Below are 19288 nucleotides of genomic sequence, written 5' to 3'. Positions count from 1 at the left end.
TGATCGGATAGCCTTCGCACAGCGTACTTTCCTGGATGAGGAGGACCCGTGGAGGTCAAGATCGGCGTGCAGTACGCGCCGCGCGAGCTGGTCATGGAGAGCGCGCAGTCCCCGGCGGAGATCGAGCGGATCGTCACCGAGGCGATCGCCAGCGACGGCACCCTGTCGCTCACCGACGAGAAGGGCCGGCGGCTCATCGTTCCGGTGAGCAAGGTGGCGTACGTGGAGATCGCCGAGGCGTCGCCCCGGGCGGTCGGTTTCACCGTCCGCTGAGGCAGGCCGGCGCCGGCCGCCGAGCCTCGCCGTCGCCCAGCCACCCCGACCGTGAGTCATACGTCAGGTACCTCGACGGTCTCGTTTGAGGTACCTGACGTATGACCGGCCGGTACCGTCGCCCGGCCCAGCATCCGGTCGTTCCGTCCGGCAAGCCGCAGCACCGGACGTATTTCTCATCGACGGCCATCTGACCCGATCTGAGCAGCGGGAATGGCGTCCCGGGGCAACATCGTTGCGTCTCGGGTAGGATGCAGTAGTTGTCGTGGGCACCGAGGTGTTCCAGTTCCCGGTCCACGACGCGCGTGCGGCCCGGTCCGACCCCGTCAAGGAGGCGGACCGTGTGGCCCGCGCCACACGACGAAACGCGCCCTTGGACTGATGGGGCGCACCACGAGAGGGCACCCCCACAACCAGATGAGCGAGAACATCCAGAACATCGCGACCGGCACAGAACCGATCGCCATCGCCCCGGTACCCCCGGAGGCACCGACCTTTGCCGAGCTGGGCGCCCGGCAGGAGACCGTCGACGCGCTCGCCGCCGTCGGCATCACCCGCGCCTTCGCCATTCAGGAGTACGCGCTCCCGATCGGCCTGCGCGGCACCGACCTCATCGGCCAGGCGCCGACCGGCACCGGCAAGACGCTCGGCTTCGGCATCCCCCTGCTGGAGCGGCTCCTCGCCCCGGCGGAGGGCTCGGACGGGCTGCCGCAGGCGCTCGTCGTCGTACCCACCCGGGAGCTGGGCCTCCAGGTCGCGAAGGACATCGCGGCCGCCGGCCGGACCCGGGGCATCCGGGTGCTGCCGATCTACGGCGGCGTCGCGTACGAGCCGCAGATCGAGACCCTGAAGGCCGGGGTGGAGATCCTGGTCGGCACCCCGGGCCGGCTGCTGGACCTGGCCAAGCAGAAGCACCTGCGGCTGGACCGGGTCCGCGCGCTCGTCCTGGACGAGGCCGACCGGATGCTCGACCTCGGCTTCCTCGACGACGTGGAGAAGATCCTGTCGATGCTGCCGGAGGACCGGCAGACGATGCTCTTCTCGGCCACCATGCCGGACCCGATCGTCACGCTGGCCCGGCGCTTCCTGCGCCGGCCGGTGACCATCCACGCCGGGCACACCGCCGAGACCGGGCCGTCGCCGCAGACCCAGCAGTTGGTCTACCGCACCCACTCGCTGAACAAGATCGAGGTCGTCGCGCGGATCCTCCAGGCGCAGGGGCGCGGGCTCACCATGATCTTCACCCGTACCAAGCGGGCCGCCGACCGGGTGGCCGCGGATCTCGACTTCCGCGGCTTCGCGGTGGCCGCCGTGCACGGCGACCTCGGGCAGGGCGCCCGGGAGCGGGCGCTCCGGGCGTTCCGGTCCGGCAAGATCGACATCCTGGTCGCCACCGACGTGGCGGCCCGGGGTCTCGACGTCACCGGCGTGACCCACGTGATCAACTACGACTGTCCCGAGGACCAGGACACCTACACCCACCGCATCGGCCGGACCGGCCGGGCCGGCGCCACCGGCGTCGCGGTGACGTTCGTGGACTGGGACGACATGCCGCGCTGGCGGATCATCGACAAGACCCTCGGCCTGGACATGCCGGAGCCGCCGGAGACGTACCACACCTCCCCGCACCTCTACGCGGACCTGGCCATCCCGACGGACGTCGCCGGCACGCTGCCCAGCGCCGCCCGCACCCGGGCCGGGCTCTCGGCCGAGGTCGAGGAGGACCTGGGCGGCAGTCCGCGCGGCCGGCACTCCGGCCGGCCGGACCGGTCCCGCGACCGCCGCCGTGGCGGTGGACGCGGCCGGGACGACCAGCCGACCGAGATCGCGGACGCCGAGACGCCGCCGTCGACGCGTACCCGCCGGCGCCGGCGCGGTGGCCGGGTGGTCGGTGCCGACGGCGCCGACACGGCCGCAACCGCGGACCGGAGCGCCGAACCGACCGGCGCCACCGAGCGGCGCGGCGGCGAAACCGCCCGCGCTCCGGAGGGCCGCACCGGTGAGCCCGCCGGCCAGGACGAGGGTGGGGCCGTCCGGTCCCGCAGCCGGCGGCGCCGCCGCCGGGGTGGCCGCGGCGCGGCCGCGACCACGGACGCCGGCACGGACAGCACCGCGCCGATCGCCTGACCGCGCGTCGATGCCCGAATCCCTGGACGAGGCGCTCGCCGAGGTCCGGTCCCTGCTGCTGGGGCCGGACCTCAGCCGTGCCGTGGCCGCCGGCCGGCAGCGCGGCCGTACCCCCTCGGTGGTCCGGGCCGAACTGCGGCCGGTGACCATCAAGGCCGGCCCGCGCCTGCAGATCGCCACCTTCGACGGCGCCCGGCCGCACACCCGCAACGTCGCCGGCGCCGAGGCGGACGCGGCGGTCGACGCGCTGCTGGCCGAGCCGTTCGGCAACTGGCACGTGGAGACCGCCACCGCCACCCTCCAGGTACGGATCACCAAGAAGGGCGCGGCCCAGGTGCACCGGGCGGCGGCGGACCGGGTGCCGGCACCGGTGGCCGGCCACGACCGGGTGAAGGAACACCTGCTCGATCCGGGTGACCCGCTGTTCGCCGCCGTCGGTGGCAGCGCCGCCAAGCGGCGCCAGGTGGACGCCTTCCTGCGCGCCCTGGAGGCCACCCTGCCGGCCGACCTGACCGGCCCGCTGCGGGTGGTGGACCTCGGCTGCGGCAACGCGTACCTGAGCTTCGCCGCGTACCGCTACCTGACCGGGCGGGGACTGGCGGTCGACCTCGTCGGGGTGGACGTCCGGGAGGATCAGCGCCGGCGCAACACGGCACTGGCCGAGCAGCTCGACTGCGCCGAGTCGGTCCGCTTCGTGGCCGGCAGCATCCTGGACGTCGAGGTGGCCGACCCGCCCGACCTGGTGCTCGCGCTGCACGCCTGCGACACCGCCACGGACGAGGCCCTGGCCCGGGCGGTGCGCTGGGGCGCCCGCTGGGTGCTCGCCGCGCCCTGCTGCCACCATGACATCGCGGCCCAGCTGCGCCGCACCGAACCGCCGCAGCCGTACGACCCGCTCACCCGGCACGGCATCCTGCGGGAGCGGTTCGCCGACGTGCTCACCGACTCGCTCCGGGCCGCGCTGCTGCGGTTGCACGGCTACCGGGTGGACGTGGTCGAGTTCGTCGAGTCCCAGCACACCCCGCGCAACCTGCTGATCCGGGCCCGGCGTTCCGGCTCCGCCGGCACGCCGGAGCAGGTGGCGGACTACCGCGCGCTGGTGGCGCAGTGGCGGGTCGCGCCCGCCCTGGAACGGCTGCTGGGCACGGCACCCGAGCCGCGGACCCCCGCCGAGGCGGCCTGACCCGCCGCCGGCCGGCGGCTACCGGCGGCGTTCGAGGTCGTTCTTCTCGCCGCGCCCCCGCCGGGGCGTCGGGGTGTCGAAGCCACGGAACGGTACGACCGTGGCGTCGGCCTCCTCGGCACTGCCCGCCGCGGCAAACGCGTTCCAGGAGATGTCCACCAGGAGCCGCTTGAGTTCGGCGTGCCGCACGGCGGCGTTGCGCTGGATCGCCAGCCGGACGCCGAGCAGCACCGACACGCCGGTGGTGGTGATCGCGCCGGAGGCCACGAACAGGTGCAGCCCGGACGCGGCGCCGCCCTGGACCATCAGCACGACCAGCCAGACCCAGAACGCCGCGGCGAAGACCCCGGCCTTGATCACGAAGAACAGGCTTATCGCCCCGGGCTGGTGCGGGAGCGGGGAGGATGGTTCGGCCATGTCGCTCCTCTTGCTGGTCTCGGACCGTCGCCGCTCGCGGGCCGGACACGTCGGCACGCGTGAGCTGTAGAGCATAGAGGATGTGACCGCTCACTGCCCGTGTACCGTGGCGCCCCGCCGACCCCCTCGGTTCGTCGGGGCACCACCCGGTACACGTCGCCGTCTGCGCAGGCCGAGGCCGGAGCACCGGTCGAGACTCGGCGGGACCGACGGGGAGGGACCCGTCGGGCGGGGTCGGCCCCGCCGTCGGATTCACGATAGTGAGTCCGGTCCACGAGACTAACCGGTCGATCGGTCAGTTGCACCGGTCGTCCCGCGGGATAGGCTCGATCCAGCGTTGAGCCTGTCGACGGAGGTGGCTTGGGTGCCTGAGACGCCACAGGCGGCGTTCGCCCGCTTCGTCCGCCGGGCGATCGACGATGCCCGGTCCGACCGCGGCTGGACGGTCACCGACCTGGCCACGCACACCGGGGTGGGCCGCTCCACGGTCTTCCGCTGGCTGGCCGGCGACTGGCAGGACTACCCCGAGCTGGCCAAGGTCCGCGGCTTCTGCGCCGCCCTCGGCGTACCGGTGGGCGCCGCCTTCCGGGCCCTCGGCCTGCCCGACGGCGACGCCGCCGGCTCCCGGGCGGGTCGCGGCGCCGGCGCCCGGGTGGACGAGGACATCAGGATCATCCTGAGCCGGCTGGCCGACCCCCGGGTCGCCGCCGACGAGAAGCGGGACATCCGCGACATGTTGCACTATCTGGCCCGTCGGCCGACCCGCCGGGCGAGCTGAGCCGACCCGCGCCCCGTCCTCGCCGAGGACGACCTCGCGGGCAGACCGTCTCCTTCTATCGGCGTCAGTCGTTGTGATGAACGTGCCGACAACTTTGTCGTCCCACCGGATAGCCCCACTGGCCGCCGTTCTGATGGTCACGCTCGGCGCGACGCCCGGGGTGGCCCGCGCCGCACCCGACCCGGCTGGGACCGCACGACAGCTCAGCGACGCCTCCGAACGGCTGGAGGTGGTGGTCGAGGACTACAACGACCTGCACGAGGAACTCCTCGACACCACCGCCCGGATCGCCGCCCTCGACGCCGAACTGGTGTCGCTGGAGCAGCGCCTCGCGGACCGCCGCGGCCAGGTGGCCCTGATCGCGTCCACCGCGTACCGCACCGGCCGGACCGACACGGTGGCGATGGTCGCCGTGCTCGACGGCACCACAAGCGACCTGGTCGAGTCGCTGATGACGCTGGAGCGGCTCGGTCGGGACCAGCGCAGCGCGCTGAACGAACTCACCGACACCCGGGACCGGCTCGCGCTGGCCCGCCGCAACGCCAAGGCGCTGGCGGCCGCGCAGCGGACCGAGGAACACCAGCTCGACCAGCGCAAACGGCAGATCGAAAGCGACATCGCCCGGCTCACCGAGCTGCGTCGGGCCGCGGGTGCGGCCGCGGAGTCCGGCGCGGTGGACGCTCCGGCGCCACCGGCCGGCAACGGCGCCGGGGCGAAGGCCGTCCGGTTCGCGTACGCCCAGCTCGGCAAGAACTACCGGTGGGGGGCCAGCGGGCCCGACGGGTACGACTGCTCGGGCCTCACCTCGGCGGCGTGGGCCGCGGCCGGCGTACGGCTGCCGCACAACGCGGCCCGCCAGTGGCAGGCGGTGACCCGGGTCGGCCGATCCGCGCTCCGCCCCGGCGACCTCGTCTTCTACTACCCGTCCATCCATCACGTCGCCATCTACATCGGCGGCGGCAAGATGATCCACGCGCCCCGCACCGGGGAGCGCATCCGGATCGACTCGGTCGACTCGCAACCCGTGCACGGCTACGGCCGGCCAGGCTGACGGCGAGCACCGGCGGCCGGAGGCGGCCCGGCCGCTGACCACCGGCCACCGACCACCGGCCACCGACCACCGGTCACCGGCCGCCGGTCACCGGTCGCTGACGGCGGGAGCCAACCCCGGCGGTGGCCGGCCGAGCCGCCGGGTTGGCCGGGATCAGCCGGCGACGGCCAGGGCGAGCGGCAGCACGTCCGCGGCGCCGGCCCGGCGCAGCAGCCGGCCGGCCATCGCCATCGTCCAGCCGGAGTCGACCAGGTCGTCCACCAGCAGCACCGGGCCGTCCGCACCGGCGACCGCCGCCGCCAACTCGGGTGGCACGCCGAGGGCACCGTGCAGCGCGCGTACCCGCTGGGCGCTGTTGCCGCGCGCACCGCCGGCCCCCGACGCGGCGCCCGGCGGGACGGCCTCGGACACCGGCTCGACGCCGCCGGCCTCCGCCGCGGCGTCCGTGGGAACGACCGCACCGAGCAACGGCAGCCTGCCCACCGCCGCGATCCGCTCGGCCAGCGAACGCACCAACCGCGGCCGGCGCCGGGACGCCACCGCCACGACGCCCGCCGGCCGGCGCGGCCACGGGTCGTCGCCGTGCGCCCAGTCCTTCAGCACCTCGACCACCGCGGCGACCAGATCATCCGGTACGTCGCCATCCGGCGCCTCCGGTCCGAGCAGCGCCCGCAGCCGCCCGCCCCAGCCGAGGTCGGACAGCCGGCCCACGGCCCGGCCCGGCAGCAACTGCTCGGCGGGCGGGATCCGACCCTTCAACGGCACGCCGACCGCCTCCAGCCCGGTGGGCCAGAGCTTCTTCGGCTGCACCTGCACACCCGGCCGGCGAAGGAACGCGGTCGCCGCGCCGAGCGCCGCCGGGGACACCTCCGGATCGAACCGCGCGTCCGCACAGCGATCACACCGGCCGCAGTCCGCCGCCGTGGAATCGTCCAGGCAGTCCCGCAGGAACCGCATCCGGCAACCCGGCGTCGCCGCGTACTCGCGCATGGCCCGCTGCTCGGCGTCGCGGGCCTCGGCGACCCGGCGCAACCGGGCGGCGTCGTAGACCCACGGCTGCCCGGTGGCCACCCAGCCGCCGCGGACCCGCCGGACCGCGCCGTCCACGTCGAGCACCTTGAGCATCAGCTCCAGCCGGGCCCGGCGCAGGTCGACGATCGGCTCCAGCGCCTGCGTCGACAGCGGGCGGTCCGGATGCAACGCGTCCAGCACCCGGCGCACCTGTTCCTCCGGCGGGAAGGCGAGCGAGGCGAAGTAGCGCCAGATCGCCGCGTCCTCCGCGCCGGGCAGCAGCAGCACCTCGGCGTGCTGGACCGCCCGACCGGCCCGGCCGACCTGCTGGTAGTACGCGATGGGCGACGGCGGCGCGCCGAGGTGCACCACGAAGCCCAGGTCCGGCTTGTCGAACCCCATCCCCAGCGCGCTGGTGGCCACCAACGCCTTGAGCTTGTTGTCCAGCAGATCCTGTTCGGCCGCGCGCCGGTCCGCGTCCTCCGCCTGCCCGGTGTAGGCCGCCACGGCGTACCCGCGGGCCGCCAGGAAGTCCGCCGTCTCCATCGCCGCCGCCACGGTGAGGGTGTAGATGATCCCCGAGCCGGGCAGCCGCTCCAGGCGGTCGGCCAGCCAGCCGAGCCGGTGCGCCGGGCTCGGCAGATCGAGCACGGCGAGCCGCAGGGACTCCCGGTCCAGCGGGCCGCGCAGCACCAGGGCGTCCCCACCCAACTGGCCGCTGGCATCGGCGCTGAGCTGCTCGGCGACGTCCGCGGTCACCCGGGCGTTCGCGGTGGCGGTGGTGGCCAGCACCGGGGTGCCGGCCGGCAGGTTCGCCAGGAAGGTGCGCAGCCGGCGGTAGTCCGGCCGGAAGTCGTGCCCCCAGTCGGAGACGCAGTGTGCCTCGTCCACCACGAGCAACCCGGTGGTGGCCGCGAGCCGGGGCAGCACGGTGTCCCGGAAGTCCGGGTTGTTGAGGCGTTCCGGGCTGATCAGCAACACGTCCACGCTGCCCGCGGTGATCTCTGCGGTGATCTCGGCCCACTCGTCGAGATTCGCCGAGTTGATCGTGCGGGCCCGGATCCCGGCCCGGGCGGCCGCCTCGACCTGGTTGCGCATGAGCGCCAGCAGCGGCGACACGATCACCGTCGCCCCGGCCCCGGTGCCCGGTGCGTCCCCGGGGCCGGCGGCACCCGCCCCGACACCGTCGCGGAGCAGCGCGGTGGCCACGAAGTAGACGGCCGACTTGCCCCATCCGGTGCGTTGCACGCAGAGGACCCGCCGCTTGTCGACCACCAGCGCCTCGATGGCCCGCCACTGGTCGTCCCGCAACCGCGCGTCCACCCCGGCCAGCCGGCGCAGCACCGCCTCGGCCCGCTCGCGTACCGCCGTGCGCTCCGTGCTCATCGGGCCTTTCTACCAGCAGCCGGCGACAGCGCCGGTACGGCGCCGGTAGGACGCCGGATAACCCGGGCGCGGAAACCGCCGGTCTACTGGCATGATCACCGCGTCAACCAGCAGGGAACGGCAGCGCGGCGCCGAAGGACCGGCCCGCGTTCCGCACCCTGCTGGGCGGAATCAGGCGAAGAAAGTAGACAGATGCGTCGACCAAGCGTCATCCACCAGCTGCGAAAGGGCGCACTGCTCACCGTGGCGTTGGCGGGGATGGCCGTACCACTGAGCGGTTGCGGCCCGGCGAGCACAGCGCAGCCGGCCTCCGGGGCTCCGGGCGGGGCCGCCGAGTCACCCGAGCAGTCGCCGAAGGAGAAGCTGCTCGCTGCCGTACCGGATGGTTCCGAGGGAACGTTCCAGTTCAGCAGCAACGACGGCACGACCGCGATCTCCGGCTCGATCGACCCCGAGTCGAAGGCGTACCAGATCGGCACCTCGGGCGAGGAGAGCGGCATCACCATCAAGATGTCGTTCCTGACCGTCGGGGACCAGACCTGGGCGAAGGTGAAACTGAGCGGTGACCGCGCGGTGCTGGCCGCGTTGCCGAAGTTTCCGAACCGGTGGATGCACCTGGATCCGGCCAAGATGACCGGCGACGATGCGGTTCCGCAGCTGGACGGGGCGGATCAGGGCAATGTGGGTCCGCTGGTCGAGAACGCCACGTCCGTCGAGGACAAGGGCGATGGAAAGTACGCGGGCATCATCGACCTGACCGCCGGGGAGGCGGCCAAGGTGCTGGAGGCCGACCAGATGAAGGCCCTGGGCGCCGCCGCCACGCAGGTCCCGTTCACCGCCCAGGTGACCGGGGACAAGCTCACCGCCTTCACCATGCAGGTCCCGGCGGCGGGCAAGCAGAAGGCGTTCCAGTACGTCGCCACCTACGGCGGCTTCGGGACGACGCCGAAGCTCACCGCCCCGACCGGCAGCGCCGCCCAGGAGGCACCCGCCGACCTGTACGAGTTCCTGCAGGGCTGACCCTCTGCCGCGGCCGGCGCGCCGGCCGCGGCAGAAGTCACGACAGGTACGGAAACGCCCCCTGCTGCGCCTCCGCGCAGCAGGGGGTGTTTCCGTACCGTCCCTACCGCCGGGAGCCGGGGTCGCGGCCGGGCCGCGCGAGCAGGGCGCGACGGATCGGTTCGAGCCGGGCGGCCATCCGGTGCGACAACCCGGCCAGCCCGCCCGGGAAGAAGTAGACCGCCAGGATGAACAGGGTGCCGAGGATGAACAGCGGCTGCGACAGCGGGCCGCGCAGCACACCGGGCAACGAGGCCACCGCCGAGGACGAGCCGATCGCGGTCAGCCGGTGGTCGAGATAGGTGTAGACGACCCCGCCGAGGACCGGCCCCCACCGCGTACCGGGACCGCCCAGCACCACCATGACCAGCAGCGACAGGGTCAGCTCGGACGAGGTGATGTGCGGCGAGGCGCCACCGACCAGCAGGCAGTAGACCACGCCGCCGCCGCTGGCCAGGCCGCCGGCGAGGGTGAAGGACAGCAGCTTGAACCGGTACGGGTCGAGCCCGAGCACCGCCACCCGCCGCTCGTCGTCGCGCAGTCCGGCCAGCACCCGGCCGGTGGGCGAGGCGGAGACCCGGTGCACCACGAACACCACCAGGGCCAGGTACGCCAGCGCCAGCCAGTACAGGTTGGCCGTGTTGGCCACCCCCACGAGCGCGTCGGGCAGCCCGGAGACGTCCAGCGGGAGTCCCTCCTCGCCGCCGGTCAGCCCGCCGAAGTCGCGGGCCACCAGGATCGCGCCGACCTGCGCGAAGGCCAGCGTCACCATCGCGAACGCGATGCCGACGGTACGCAGCGCCACCGCACCGAGCAGGCCGGCCAGCACCGTACCGCCGGCCACCGCCAGCAGCGCCGCCTCCCACAGCGGCAACCCGGCCCGGGTGACCAGCACGTCGGTGCCGTACACGCCGGCCGCGAAGTAGAGCGCGTGCCCGAACGACAGCAGCCCGGTCCGGCCGAACAGCAGGTCGTAGCCGGCCGCCAGGCCGCCGAAGACCAGGCAGATGGCCAGCAGTTGCAGGGTGCCGGGGGCGTTGAGCGGACCGTCGAAGACGCCCGGCAGGTCCACCGTGGAGTAGGGCAGGATCGCGAAGAGGACCAGTCCGACCAGCGGCAGCCACGGCCGCACCGCGGCCAGCCGGCCGGGTCGGCCCGGTTCCAGCTCGACGGGCACGGCGGCCGGCACGGCTCCCGGCCGGTGACCGTCCCGACCACCCGGACCACCCGGACCGTCGGGGTCGCCGGGGTCGCCGGGGTCGCCGGGGGTGGGAGCGCCGGACATGCGTACCTCGGTCATGCGGTGGCCACCTTTCCGGCGATGCCCTGCGGGCGGACCAGCAGCACCAGCGCGAGCAACGCGACCACGCAGACGTCCCCGGCGCCGGACGTGCCGTAGTAGTTGACGAACTGCTGGAGCAGCCCGACGGCCACGGCCGCGTACGCCGAACCGACCACCGAGCCCATCCCGCCGATCACCACCACGATGAAGGCGAAGATCAGCAGCGAGCCGCCCTGGCCGGGCGACACCGAGCCGAAGTAGACCCCGCCGAGCGCGCCGGCCAGCGCCGCCGCCGCGCCGCCGATCGCGAAGACCAGCGTGAAGGCCCGCCGCACGTCGATGCCGAGCGCCGTCACCATCTCCCGGTTCTCCACGCCGGCCCGGACGACCAGGCCGTAGCGTGTGCGGCGCAGGAAGACCAGCAGCGCCAGCAGCACCAGCGCGGCGGACACGATCAGCAGCAGGCCGGAGTTCGGCACCTTGGCCCCGAGCACCGTGCTGACCCGCTGAGTCCACTCCGGCCGCGGGAACGTGCGCGGATCGGCACCCCAGGTGGCCTGCAACAGCGCCACCCCGGCCAGCGAGAGGCCGACCGTGACCAGCACCTGTTCGATCGGGCGCGCGTACAGCGGCCGGATCAGCACCAGCTCGACAAGCGCGCCGACCGCCGCGCCGGCCAGCACCCCGAAGGCGACCGCCACGACGAAGCCCAGGCCGCTCGGGCCGGCGCCGGGCAGGTGGCCCGCCGCCCACCAGGTGCCGTACGCGCCGACCGACAGGAACAGGCCGTGCGCGAAGTTCAGCACGTCGGCCAGGCCGAACACCAGCGACAGCCCGGAGGCCACCAGGAAGTACAGCGCCGACAGGCCCAGGCCGGTCAGCGTCAGCAGGACGATCGTGCTCACGCCAGCTCCACTCTCTCCGTCGCCGGCGGGGCCGGATGCGCACCCACGCCCAGCAGCGAGCGGGTCAGCGCCGTCTCCAGCAGCAACTCGCGGGCGTTTCCGGTCCAGGCCACCCGGCCGGCCGCGAGCACCACGGCGTCCGTGGCCAACCGCCGGACGACCGCCAGGTTCTGCTCCACCAGCAGTACGGGAATCCGCTCGGCGACCCGCTCCAGCACCTCGGCCACCTCGGTGACCACCTTCGGCGCCAGCCCCTTGGTCGGCTCGTCCACCAGCAGCAGCCGGTTGTCCCGCAGCAGCACCCGGCCGATCGCCAGCATCTGCTGCTGCCCGCCGGAGAGCGAACCGGCCCGCTGCCGCCCGCGCCGGTCCAGCTCCGGGAACAGGTCGTAGACCCGGTCGTACGCCGGTGCGGTGTCCCGGGGTTCGGCCAGCCGCAGGTTCTCCGCGACGGTGAGCCCGGCGAACACGCAGCGGTCCTCCGGGACGTACCCGAATCCCTCCCGGACCAGCCGGTGCGTGGGCTGGCCGAGCAGGCTGCGGGCGCCGGAGCGGACCGTGCCGCGCAGTTCCGCGTTGCGCGGGGTGAGGCCGAGGACGGCCCGCAGCGTGGTGGTCTTGCCGACCCCGTTGCGGCCGAGCAGCACGGTCACCCCGCTGGCCGGCACCGTGAACGACACGCCCTGCAGGATGTGCAGCCCGGAGATCCGCACCGACAGGTCGTCCACGGCAAGGATGGGCTCCGTCACAAGTCCGCACCTTTCGTTCGCGACTGCGGGGCTGGCAGAACCGGCCAGTTCCCCGCGCTCACAGCGACTCCCCGAGGTAGGCCTCCTGGACGGTGGGGTTGGCCATCACCGTCTCCGGGGTGTCGCAGGCGAGCAGGGCGCCGTGGTGCATGACCGCGATCCGGTCGGCCAGCCGCAGGATCACGTCCATGTGGTGCTCCACCATCAGCACCGAGCGGCCGTCGCCGGTCAGCGACCTGATCACCTCGACCAGCTCCGGCACGTCCTCGGCGCTGACCCCGGCCATCGGCTCGTCGAGCAGCAGCACCCGCGGTTCGCCGGCGAGCAGCAACGCGATCTCCAGCTTGCGCTTCTCGCCGTGCGCGAGCGTCCCCGCCAGCGCACCGCCCCGGTGTGCCAGCCCGACCCGGTCCAGCGCCGCGTCGGCCGCGGCCACCACCTCCCGGTCGGCGGCGGCCCGCCGCCACAACCGCATGGACCCACCCAGGTACGCCTGGACGGCGAGCCGCACGTTCTCGCGTACCGAAAGGGAGCCGAAGACCGACGAGGACTGGAAGGTACGGCCCAGCCCCAGCCGGGCGCGGCGGTGTGGCGGCAGGTTCGCCACGTCCCGACCGCCGAGCAGGATCCGCCCCTCGGTGGGCCGGCGAACCCCGGTGACCAGGTTGAACAGCGAGGTCTTACCCGCGCCGTTCGGCCCGATCATGCCGAGGAACTCGCCGGCCGCCAGGTCGAAGTTCACCCTGTCGACGATGGCCACCTCGCCGATCCGCCAGCTCAGGGCGCGGGCCGCGAGCACCGGAGCGGACACCCGGTCAGCCCTTCATCGTCGCTGCCGGCGGCGCGCACTCGTCCGGGGTCAGCGCCTTGACCAACTGCGCGGTGTAGTCCGTACCCGAGCCGGAGAGCTTGACCTGGAACATCGGCTGAAGCAGCGCGTGGTCCTCGGCCCGGACCGTCATCTTGCCCTTGACCCCGTCGAAGCTCCAGCCCTCCAGACCCGCGATCATCTTGTCGACGTCGTCGGCGCCCTGCTCGATGGCGTGCACGATCATCTGGGCCGCCGCGAAACCGTCCGGGTGGAACAGGTCGAGCGTGCCGCCGGGTACGGCGTCCTTCGCGGCCTTGGCCGCCTCGTTGTCGGTCGCACCGTCGAAGTAGTGGGACAGGAACGAGATCTTGCTGCCGGCCGCGCCGAAGGTGGGCCACGAGGCCCGGATGTCCAGCCCGGTGACCACGGTGGTGGAGCTGAGCACGCCCTGCTGGTCCAGGGTCTGCCACATGGCCGGGGCGGTGGTGCCGGCCCAGGCCACGAAGAGCAGGTCCGGCTTGGCGGCCTTGAGCTGGGTGGCGAACGGGGTGAAGTCGGTGGCGCTGGCCGGGGCGAGCACGCTGCTCACGGTGGCGCCGGCGCCGCCGATGACCGCCTGCACCGCCGCCTCGTTGGCCTTGCCGAACGCGCTGTCCTGGCCGAACACCACGACCTTCTTGCCGGTCGCGTCCCCGATGAACGACTTGGCGGTGAGTACGTCCTGGTACGACTGCCGGCCCGAGCGGAAGGTGTACCGGTTGATCCCGGTGACCCCGTCGGTGGCGGCCGGGCCGGACACGAACAGCACCTTGTTCTGCGCCGCGATCGGGGCGACCTGGAGCGCGACGCCGGATGCCGTCGAGCCGCCGAGGATCTTGTAGCCCTTGCCGATCAGGTCCTTGGCCGCGGAGACCGCCTTGGCCGGGTCACCGGCGTCGTCCACCTCGGTGACCTCGATGGCCCGGTCACCGACCTTGTTGCTGCCCTTCGTCGCGTACGACAGGCCAGCCTTGAAGCCTTCGATGTACTGCTTTCCGTAAGTGGCCAGGGCTCCCGACTGGGAGTAGACCAGACCGACCTTGACCGGGGCGCTGTCGTCGCCGTTGGCGGTGTCCTGCGGGCTGCCGCAGGCCGTCGCGGCCAGTGCGGTGGCCAGTAGGCCGGCGGTGACGAATGCCCGCCGCGTCGTCCGGACCGTCATCATCGTTCTCCGTGGGACTCGGGGGGATGTTCGTTGACGGCTCACGCTAGAAGTGACGTCACGCACGAGCTATGTGGCTGAAACCCACAAGTAACGATGAATGGGTGGCCGTCGCATACAGCTTCGATCGGGTAACGGAAAGGTCACGACCGGCCCGGGGTGGACGCCGTGCCGGATCGGGCCGTTGGATGTGTCGGTCCCCGCCATCCTTGTCCGGACAATCCCCGCATCCCCGCACTCCCCGCACTCGCCGCCGGGCCGCGGGTCGCCGGCGCCCACGGCCGGTAGGTGAGCAAGAGCTTTCCGGAGATCGAGGATATTGCAAGACTATCGGCAGGAATCGGCTCTTGAGTAAGGTGCGGCCATGCGCGCGCGACTGTCGGACATCGCCCAACAGGCCCGGGTGAGCGAGGCGACGGTGTCCCGCGTGCTCAACGACCGGCCCGGCGTGGCGCCGGAAACCCGGCAGGCCGTGCTGACCGCCCTCGACGTCCTCGGCTACGAGCGCCCGGCCCGGCTCCGGCAGCGCAGCGCCGGACTGGTCGGGCTGGTGGTGCCCGAGCTGGAGAACCCGATCTTTCCGGCCTTCGCCCAGATCATCGAGTCGGCGCTGTCCCGGTCCGGCTTCACCCCGGTGCTGTGCACCCAGTCCCCGGGCGGGGTCACCGAGGACGAGTACGTGGAGATGCTGCTCGACCGCCAGGTCTCGGGCATCGTCTTCGTCTCGGGGCTGCACGCCGACACCGCCGCCGACCACGAGCGCTACCGGGCGCTGCTGGCCCGGCCGCTGCCGGTGGTGATGATCAACGGGTACGCCTCGGACATCCCGGCGCCGTTCGTCTCCTGTGACGACCGGGAGGCCGCGGAGATGGCGGTGGCCCATCTGGTCGCGCTCGGGCACCGGCGGATCGGCCTGATCACCGGCCCGGACCGGTTCGTGCCGGTGCAGCGCCGGGTCACCGGCTACCGGCGCGCGATGCACCGGCTGATCGGCCTCTCCGATCCGGAGCTGGACGGCCTGGCCGAGCTGTCGCTGTTCGGTGTGGAGGGCGGCGAGGCCGCGGCCGGCCGGCTGATCGACCGGGGCGTCACCGGGCTGGTCTGCGGGTCCGACCTGATGGCGCTCGGCGCCGTACGGGCGGCCCGGCAGCGTGGCCTGTGCGTACCGGCCGAGGTCTCCGTGGTCGGCTACGACGACTCACCGCTGATGGCCTTCACCGATCCGCCGCTGACCACCGTCCGGCAGCCGGTGATCTCGATGGCCGTGGCCGCCGTCCGGGCACTGGTCGACGAGATCAACGGGCACGCCGCCCCGCACACCGAGTACGTGTTCCGGCCCGAGTTGGTGGTCCGGGGCTCGACCGCGATCGCGCCGCAAAGCTCCACCGCGCCGTCGGGCTCCACCGCGCCGTCGGGCTCCACCGCGCCGTCGGGCTCCACCCCGCCGTCGGGCTCGACCGCGCCGCGGCCCGCCGCGCCGCCGTCCGTCCCGGTCGACCAGGGCGTACGCGAGCCGGAGACCCGCCTGACGGTGACCCGGACCCCTTGACCGGCTGGACCGGCGGAAGCGGCGGAAGCGGCGGAAGCGGCGGGAAACGCGAAAACGGACAGGGTTCGACGCCCTGATTGTGGGGTACCAGACCGGTAGGCCCTGATCGTCCGGCGTGCAACGGCGCCGCCGGGCGGCCCGGCCGAAGACCCCTGTGGTGGGGGGCGATGGTGGCGCCGGTGCTCCACAACAGTGGGGCGCCGGCGCTCGTCACGTCCGGATGCCCGGCTCCGGCCGGCGCCCGCCGCCGTTGAGCAGTTCGGCGATCCGGGAGAAGCCGGCCCGGATCTCGCCCTCGCCGGGCGGCAGGATCGCCTCCCGGTGGCCGGCCTCCGTGGGCAACGGCTCCACGTCGAGATCGCTCTCGTAGTCGCCGTACAGGTCGGCGTCCTCCCGCTCGGCCGCCTCGTCCTCCGCGCTGGCCTGTGCCGCGGCTATCTCCCCGCGGATCTCGTCCACGGAGACGGCGGTGACCAGCGGCTCCACCACCGCCATGAGCTGTTCGTCGGCCACCACGGCCTCGGCCAGGGCGAGCGCGTGGGGACGCTCGTACGGGCCGCAGACCACCGGTTCCCACTCGTCGGCGTCGGTCAGCGGGCCGAATGTGATGATCCACGGCTGCGCCAGCATCGGCGAGCCGTCCGGCAGCTCCAGCGTCACGAGTGCGCCCACGCGCATCATCATGTCGGCCCCCCGCCCGTCATTGGTGACATTTGCCCGTATTGCCGGTCTATCCGCGTGGTACAGATCAGCGGCGGATTCCCGGGCCGCCCGCGTCCGGCTCGCCGGGGCCGGACTCCGGGACCGGCGGCTGCGCAGCCGGCGACCCCTCGACCGGCGGCCTCTCGACCGGCGGCTCCGCAGTCGTCTGCCTCTCGACCGGCGGCTCCGACCCGGGCGGGCCGGTGGGCGGCGGAGCGACCACCACCGGCGGCCGGCCACCGGACAGGTCGACGATCCGGCCGTGCTCGCTGGTGGCCGCGATCGCCGCGCCGAACAGCAGGAGCTGGTTGAGCAGGTAGAGGTAGAGCAGCAGCGCCACCGTGCCGGCCACCACCGTGTACGCCGGATTCCGCTCGGTCCGCCCGATCCAGTACCGCCCCACCGTGTTGAGCAGCGTGATGCCGATGGCCACGAAGAGGATCGCCGGGCGCAGCCGCCGCCGGCTGATCCTGACCCTGGGTACGACGACCATCAGCGCCGCGGCCAGCACCAGGTTGACCAGCACGCTCAGCACCCCGCTGAGCAGACCGAGACCCACCGACCCGGTGCTGCGCAGCAACCACCGCAGCAGCGACTCCAGCGCGTCGATGGCGGCCACCGAGGCGCCCAGCATGACGAAGATGCCGAGCAGCACCGCGAGGTCGATCAGCCAGCGGACCACGATGTTGCCCGGCTGCTGCTGCAGTCCGAAGATCAGCCGCTGGGACGAGCGGATCGCCTCCACCCAGCCGACGCCGGTGAAGACCAGGATGATCGCGCCGGCCACGCTGGCCGAGCTGCTGCTGTTGAGGATCTGGTTCAGGTCGACGAACGGCAGGTTCTCGGCGAGGAACTGGGCCACCGCCACCTGCACCCGGGCGCTGTTGCGGATCACCACCCCGAAGGCCGAGTACGCCAGCAGTCCCAGGGCGAAGACCGCGAAGAACCCGTAGTACGCGATGGCCGCCGCCAGCCGCCCGCCGAGTACCTCCTGGTAGCGCATGAGCGCGCGCCACAGGTGGTCGAACCACCGCGACCGTCGGCTCAACGCCGCGATCCACCGGTCGAAGCCGGTCTCAATCCGGGACAGCAGATCCACGCCGCTCATCCTCGCCGATCCGGGCCGCGTCTGGTCGGTCCGTCAGTACGCGTTCCGGCCGGTCAGCTCGAAGTCCCGGCGCGGCTGCCACCGCGCCTGGCCGCTGTGCAGGAACAGCGTGAAGCGCTCGACCTCGAACAGCGCCGAGAAGTCGGCGAGGTCGTGGTACGCCTTGTCCATCGCCTCGGGCGCGATGTCCTGGGCCACCGTGACGTGCGGGTGGTACGGGAACCGGGTCTCCCGGTGCAGGTGCGGCGCCGAGCGGATGGCCTCGGCCAGCAGCTCGCACTCGCTGATTCCGGTGGCCACCACGACGAAGACCACCTCGGTGATCGGCCGGAACGTGCCGGTACCGCGCAGGTGCATGGTGAACGGCAGGTGGTTCGCGGCGACCGCGGCGAGGTGTTCCTCGACCGCCGGCAGGCTGGACGACGGGATCTCCGTCGGCCCGAGCAGCGTGACGTGCGCCGGTACGTCCGCGGCCTGCGGATCGCCGGCCTCGGCCCGAGCCTGGGTCAGGAACTTCCCCCACGGTTCAGGGATGTCGATCGCGATCCCGATCTGCGTGGTCCCGGTCTCGCCGTTCCGCATCTGGTCCGTCACGCACCCGCTCCACCTCACCGGTCGGCGCGCCGGTTCGCCGTCCCGCCGCCGGTCGCCGGAGCCGGCAGCTCGCCCGCTATGCCGCTCGGGTCGGTCCCAGGAAGCCCACCCGTTCGTATGTGGTCCGCAGCGTTGCGGAGGCGACCGCCCGGGCCTTGTCGGCGCCCACCGCCAGCAGTTTGTCCAACTGCGCGGGATCGTCGAGGTAACCGCGGGTGCGTTCCTGGATCGGTCGGACCGCGTCGGCGACCACGCCGGACAGGTCCTTCTTCAGGTCGCCGTAACCCCGGCCGGCGTACGCGGCCAGCAGGTCGTCGATCGAACGTCCGCTGAGCGCCGAGTAGATGGTCAGCAGGTTGGCGATTCCCGGCTTGGCCGCCGGGTCGAACGAGATCTCCCGGCCGGTGTCGGTGACCGCCGAGCGGATCTTCTTGGCCGACTTCGCGGGGTCGTCCAGCAGGTCGATGATGCCGGCCGGGGAGGAGGCCGACTTCGACATCTTCGCCGTCGGGTCCTGGAGATCGGTGATCTTGGCCGTGTCCCGCACGATGTACGGCTCGGGCATCCGGAACGTCTTCCCGAACAGCCCGTTGAACCGCTGGGCCAGGTCCCGGGTCAGCTCCAGGTGCTGACGCTGGTCCTCACCCACCGGCACCGCGTCGGCCTGGTACAGCAGGATGTCCGCGGCCTGCAGGATCGGGTACGTGAACAGGCCGACGCTGGCCCGGTCGGCGCCCTGGCGGCTGGACTTGTCCTTGAACTGGGTCATCCGGCTCGCCTCGCCGAATCCGGTCAGGCAGCTCAGGATCCAGGCCAGTTGCGGGTGCTCGGGCACGTGCGACTGGACGAACAGGGTGCAGCGCTCCGGATCCAGCCCGGCCGCGAGCAGCTGCGCCGCGGCCACCCGGGTACGCCGGCGCAGCACCGCGGGGTCCGGTCCGCCGGTGATCGCGTGCAGGTCCACCACGCAGTAGAACGCGTCGTGGGTATCCTGCATGGTCACCCAGTTGCGGATCGCCCCCAGGTAGTTGCCGAGGTGGAACGAGTCGGCGGTCGGCTGGATACCGGAGAGCACCCGGGGCCGGGCAACTGCGTCGGACAT

17 protein-coding genes and 1 pseudogene are annotated in these 19288 nt (G+C 73.0%); 7 read left to right on the top strand and 11 right to left on the bottom strand.

The window, feature by feature from the left end; translation table 11 throughout:
* The first annotated feature begins 48 nt into the window (after positions 1-48).
* The 3 genes from CIK06_RS03810 (at position 49) to CIK06_RS03800 (ending at position 3583) form a co-directional block, all read left to right on the top strand.
* Positions 49-273 (top strand): DUF3107 domain-containing protein, encoded by a 225-nt coding sequence (locus CIK06_RS03810; RefSeq protein WP_095563648.1) that lies wholly within the window; start codon positions 49-51, stop codon positions 271-273.
* A 417-nt stretch (positions 274-690) separates the two neighbouring features.
* The gene (locus CIK06_RS03805) at positions 691-2400 is read left to right on the top strand and encodes a DEAD/DEAH box helicase (protein WP_095563647.1); all 1710 of its coding nucleotides are present in this window, start codon (positions 691-693) and stop codon (positions 2398-2400) included.
* 10 nt (positions 2401-2410) lie between these two features.
* Entirely contained in the window at positions 2411-3583 is a 1173-nt protein-coding gene (locus tag CIK06_RS03800; protein ID WP_095567543.1) for an SAM-dependent methyltransferase, read from the top strand.
* 18 nt (positions 3584-3601) lie between these two features.
* Here CIK06_RS03800 and CIK06_RS03795 read toward each other — a convergent pair whose 3' ends face one another.
* Entirely contained in the window at positions 3602-4000 is a 399-nt protein-coding gene (locus tag CIK06_RS03795; RefSeq protein ID WP_232534000.1) for a hypothetical protein, read from the bottom strand.
* Between the two features lie 355 nt (positions 4001-4355).
* Between CIK06_RS03795 and CIK06_RS03790 the strand changes: the two genes are divergently transcribed.
* A complete protein-coding gene (locus CIK06_RS03790; RefSeq protein ID WP_095567542.1) occupies positions 4356-4778 on the top strand; it encodes a helix-turn-helix domain-containing protein in 423 nt (140 codons plus the stop codon).
* A 133-nt stretch (positions 4779-4911) separates the two neighbouring features.
* Entirely contained in the window at positions 4912-5829 is a 918-nt protein-coding gene (locus CIK06_RS03785; RefSeq protein WP_095563646.1) for an NlpC/P60 family protein, read from the top strand.
* Between the two features lie 153 nt (positions 5830-5982).
* Here the strand turns inward: CIK06_RS03785 and CIK06_RS03780 are convergent, their stop codons facing one another.
* Positions 5983-8226 carry an ATP-dependent DNA helicase RecQ gene (locus CIK06_RS03780; RefSeq protein WP_095563645.1) on the bottom strand — a complete coding sequence of 748 codons (2244 nt, stop codon included), beginning with the start codon at positions 8224-8226 and terminating at the stop codon, positions 5983-5985.
* A gap of 192 nt (positions 8227-8418) precedes the next feature.
* On the opposite strand from CIK06_RS03780, the gene CIK06_RS03775 reads away from it, so the two are divergent.
* The gene (locus CIK06_RS03775) at positions 8419-9246 is read left to right on the top strand and encodes a hypothetical protein (protein WP_157756595.1); all 828 of its coding nucleotides are present in this window, start codon (positions 8419-8421) and stop codon (positions 9244-9246) included.
* A 103-nt stretch (positions 9247-9349) separates the two neighbouring features.
* Here the strand turns inward: CIK06_RS03775 and CIK06_RS03770 are convergent, their stop codons facing one another.
* The 5 genes from CIK06_RS03770 to CIK06_RS03750 all read right to left on the bottom strand — a co-directional run bounded on the left by CIK06_RS03770 (position 9350) and on the right by CIK06_RS03750 (position 14233).
* Entirely contained in the window at positions 9350-10417 is a 1068-nt protein-coding gene (locus CIK06_RS03770) for a branched-chain amino acid ABC transporter permease (protein ID WP_232534237.1), read from the bottom strand.
* 164 nt (positions 10418-10581) lie between these two features.
* Positions 10582-11472, bottom strand: coding sequence for a branched-chain amino acid ABC transporter permease (locus tag CIK06_RS03765; RefSeq protein ID WP_095563643.1), 891 nt, complete (start codon positions 11470-11472; stop codon positions 10582-10584).
* Positions 11469-12221 carry an ABC transporter ATP-binding protein gene (locus tag CIK06_RS03760; RefSeq protein WP_095563642.1) on the bottom strand — a complete coding sequence of 251 codons (753 nt, stop codon included), beginning with the start codon at positions 12219-12221 and terminating at the stop codon, positions 11469-11471. The genes CIK06_RS03765 and CIK06_RS03760 overlap by 4 nt, the downstream gene beginning before the upstream one ends.
* Positions 12222-12279: 58 nt before the next feature.
* Positions 12280-13020 (bottom strand): ABC transporter ATP-binding protein, encoded by a 741-nt coding sequence (locus CIK06_RS03755; RefSeq protein ID WP_095567540.1) that lies wholly within the window; start codon positions 13018-13020, stop codon positions 12280-12282.
* A 16-nt stretch (positions 13021-13036) separates the two neighbouring features.
* Complete coding sequence (locus CIK06_RS03750) at positions 13037-14233, bottom strand: substrate-binding domain-containing protein (RefSeq protein ID WP_095563641.1); 1197 nt, start codon at positions 14231-14233, stop codon at positions 13037-13039.
* Positions 14234-14597: 364 nt separating this feature from the next.
* Between CIK06_RS03750 and CIK06_RS03745 the strand changes: the two are divergent.
* A pseudogene (locus tag CIK06_RS03745) lies at positions 14598-15606 on the top strand (LacI family DNA-binding transcriptional regulator); the annotation flags it as partial.
* Positions 15607-15992: 386 nt separating this feature from the next.
* Here CIK06_RS03745 and CIK06_RS03740 read toward each other — a convergent pair.
* From CIK06_RS03740 to trpS, 4 genes are all read right to left on the bottom strand, one after another.
* Positions 15993-16454, bottom strand: coding sequence for a hypothetical protein (locus tag CIK06_RS03740; protein ID WP_095567539.1), 462 nt, complete (start codon positions 16452-16454; stop codon positions 15993-15995).
* A 76-nt stretch (positions 16455-16530) separates the two neighbouring features.
* Positions 16531-17583, bottom strand: coding sequence for a YihY/virulence factor BrkB family protein (locus CIK06_RS03735; protein ID WP_369916169.1), 1053 nt, complete (start codon positions 17581-17583; stop codon positions 16531-16533).
* Positions 17584-17625: 42 nt separating this feature from the next.
* Positions 17626-18174: a 2'-5' RNA ligase family protein gene (locus CIK06_RS03730; protein WP_095567538.1), complete on the bottom strand. Its 549-nt coding sequence runs from the start codon at positions 18172-18174 to the stop codon at positions 17626-17628.
* An 88-nt stretch (positions 18175-18262) separates the two neighbouring features.
* Positions 18263-19288: a tryptophan--tRNA ligase gene (gene trpS / locus CIK06_RS03725; RefSeq protein ID WP_095563638.1), complete on the bottom strand. Its 1026-nt coding sequence runs from the start codon at positions 19286-19288 to the stop codon at positions 18263-18265.

The sequence above is a fragment of the Plantactinospora sp. KBS50 genome (assembly GCF_002285795.1).
Classification (GTDB): domain Bacteria; phylum Actinomycetota; class Actinomycetes; order Mycobacteriales; family Micromonosporaceae; genus KBS50.
The sequence above is the reverse complement of the archived record's forward strand: the minus strand, read 5'-3'. Positions and strand labels throughout refer to the sequence as shown.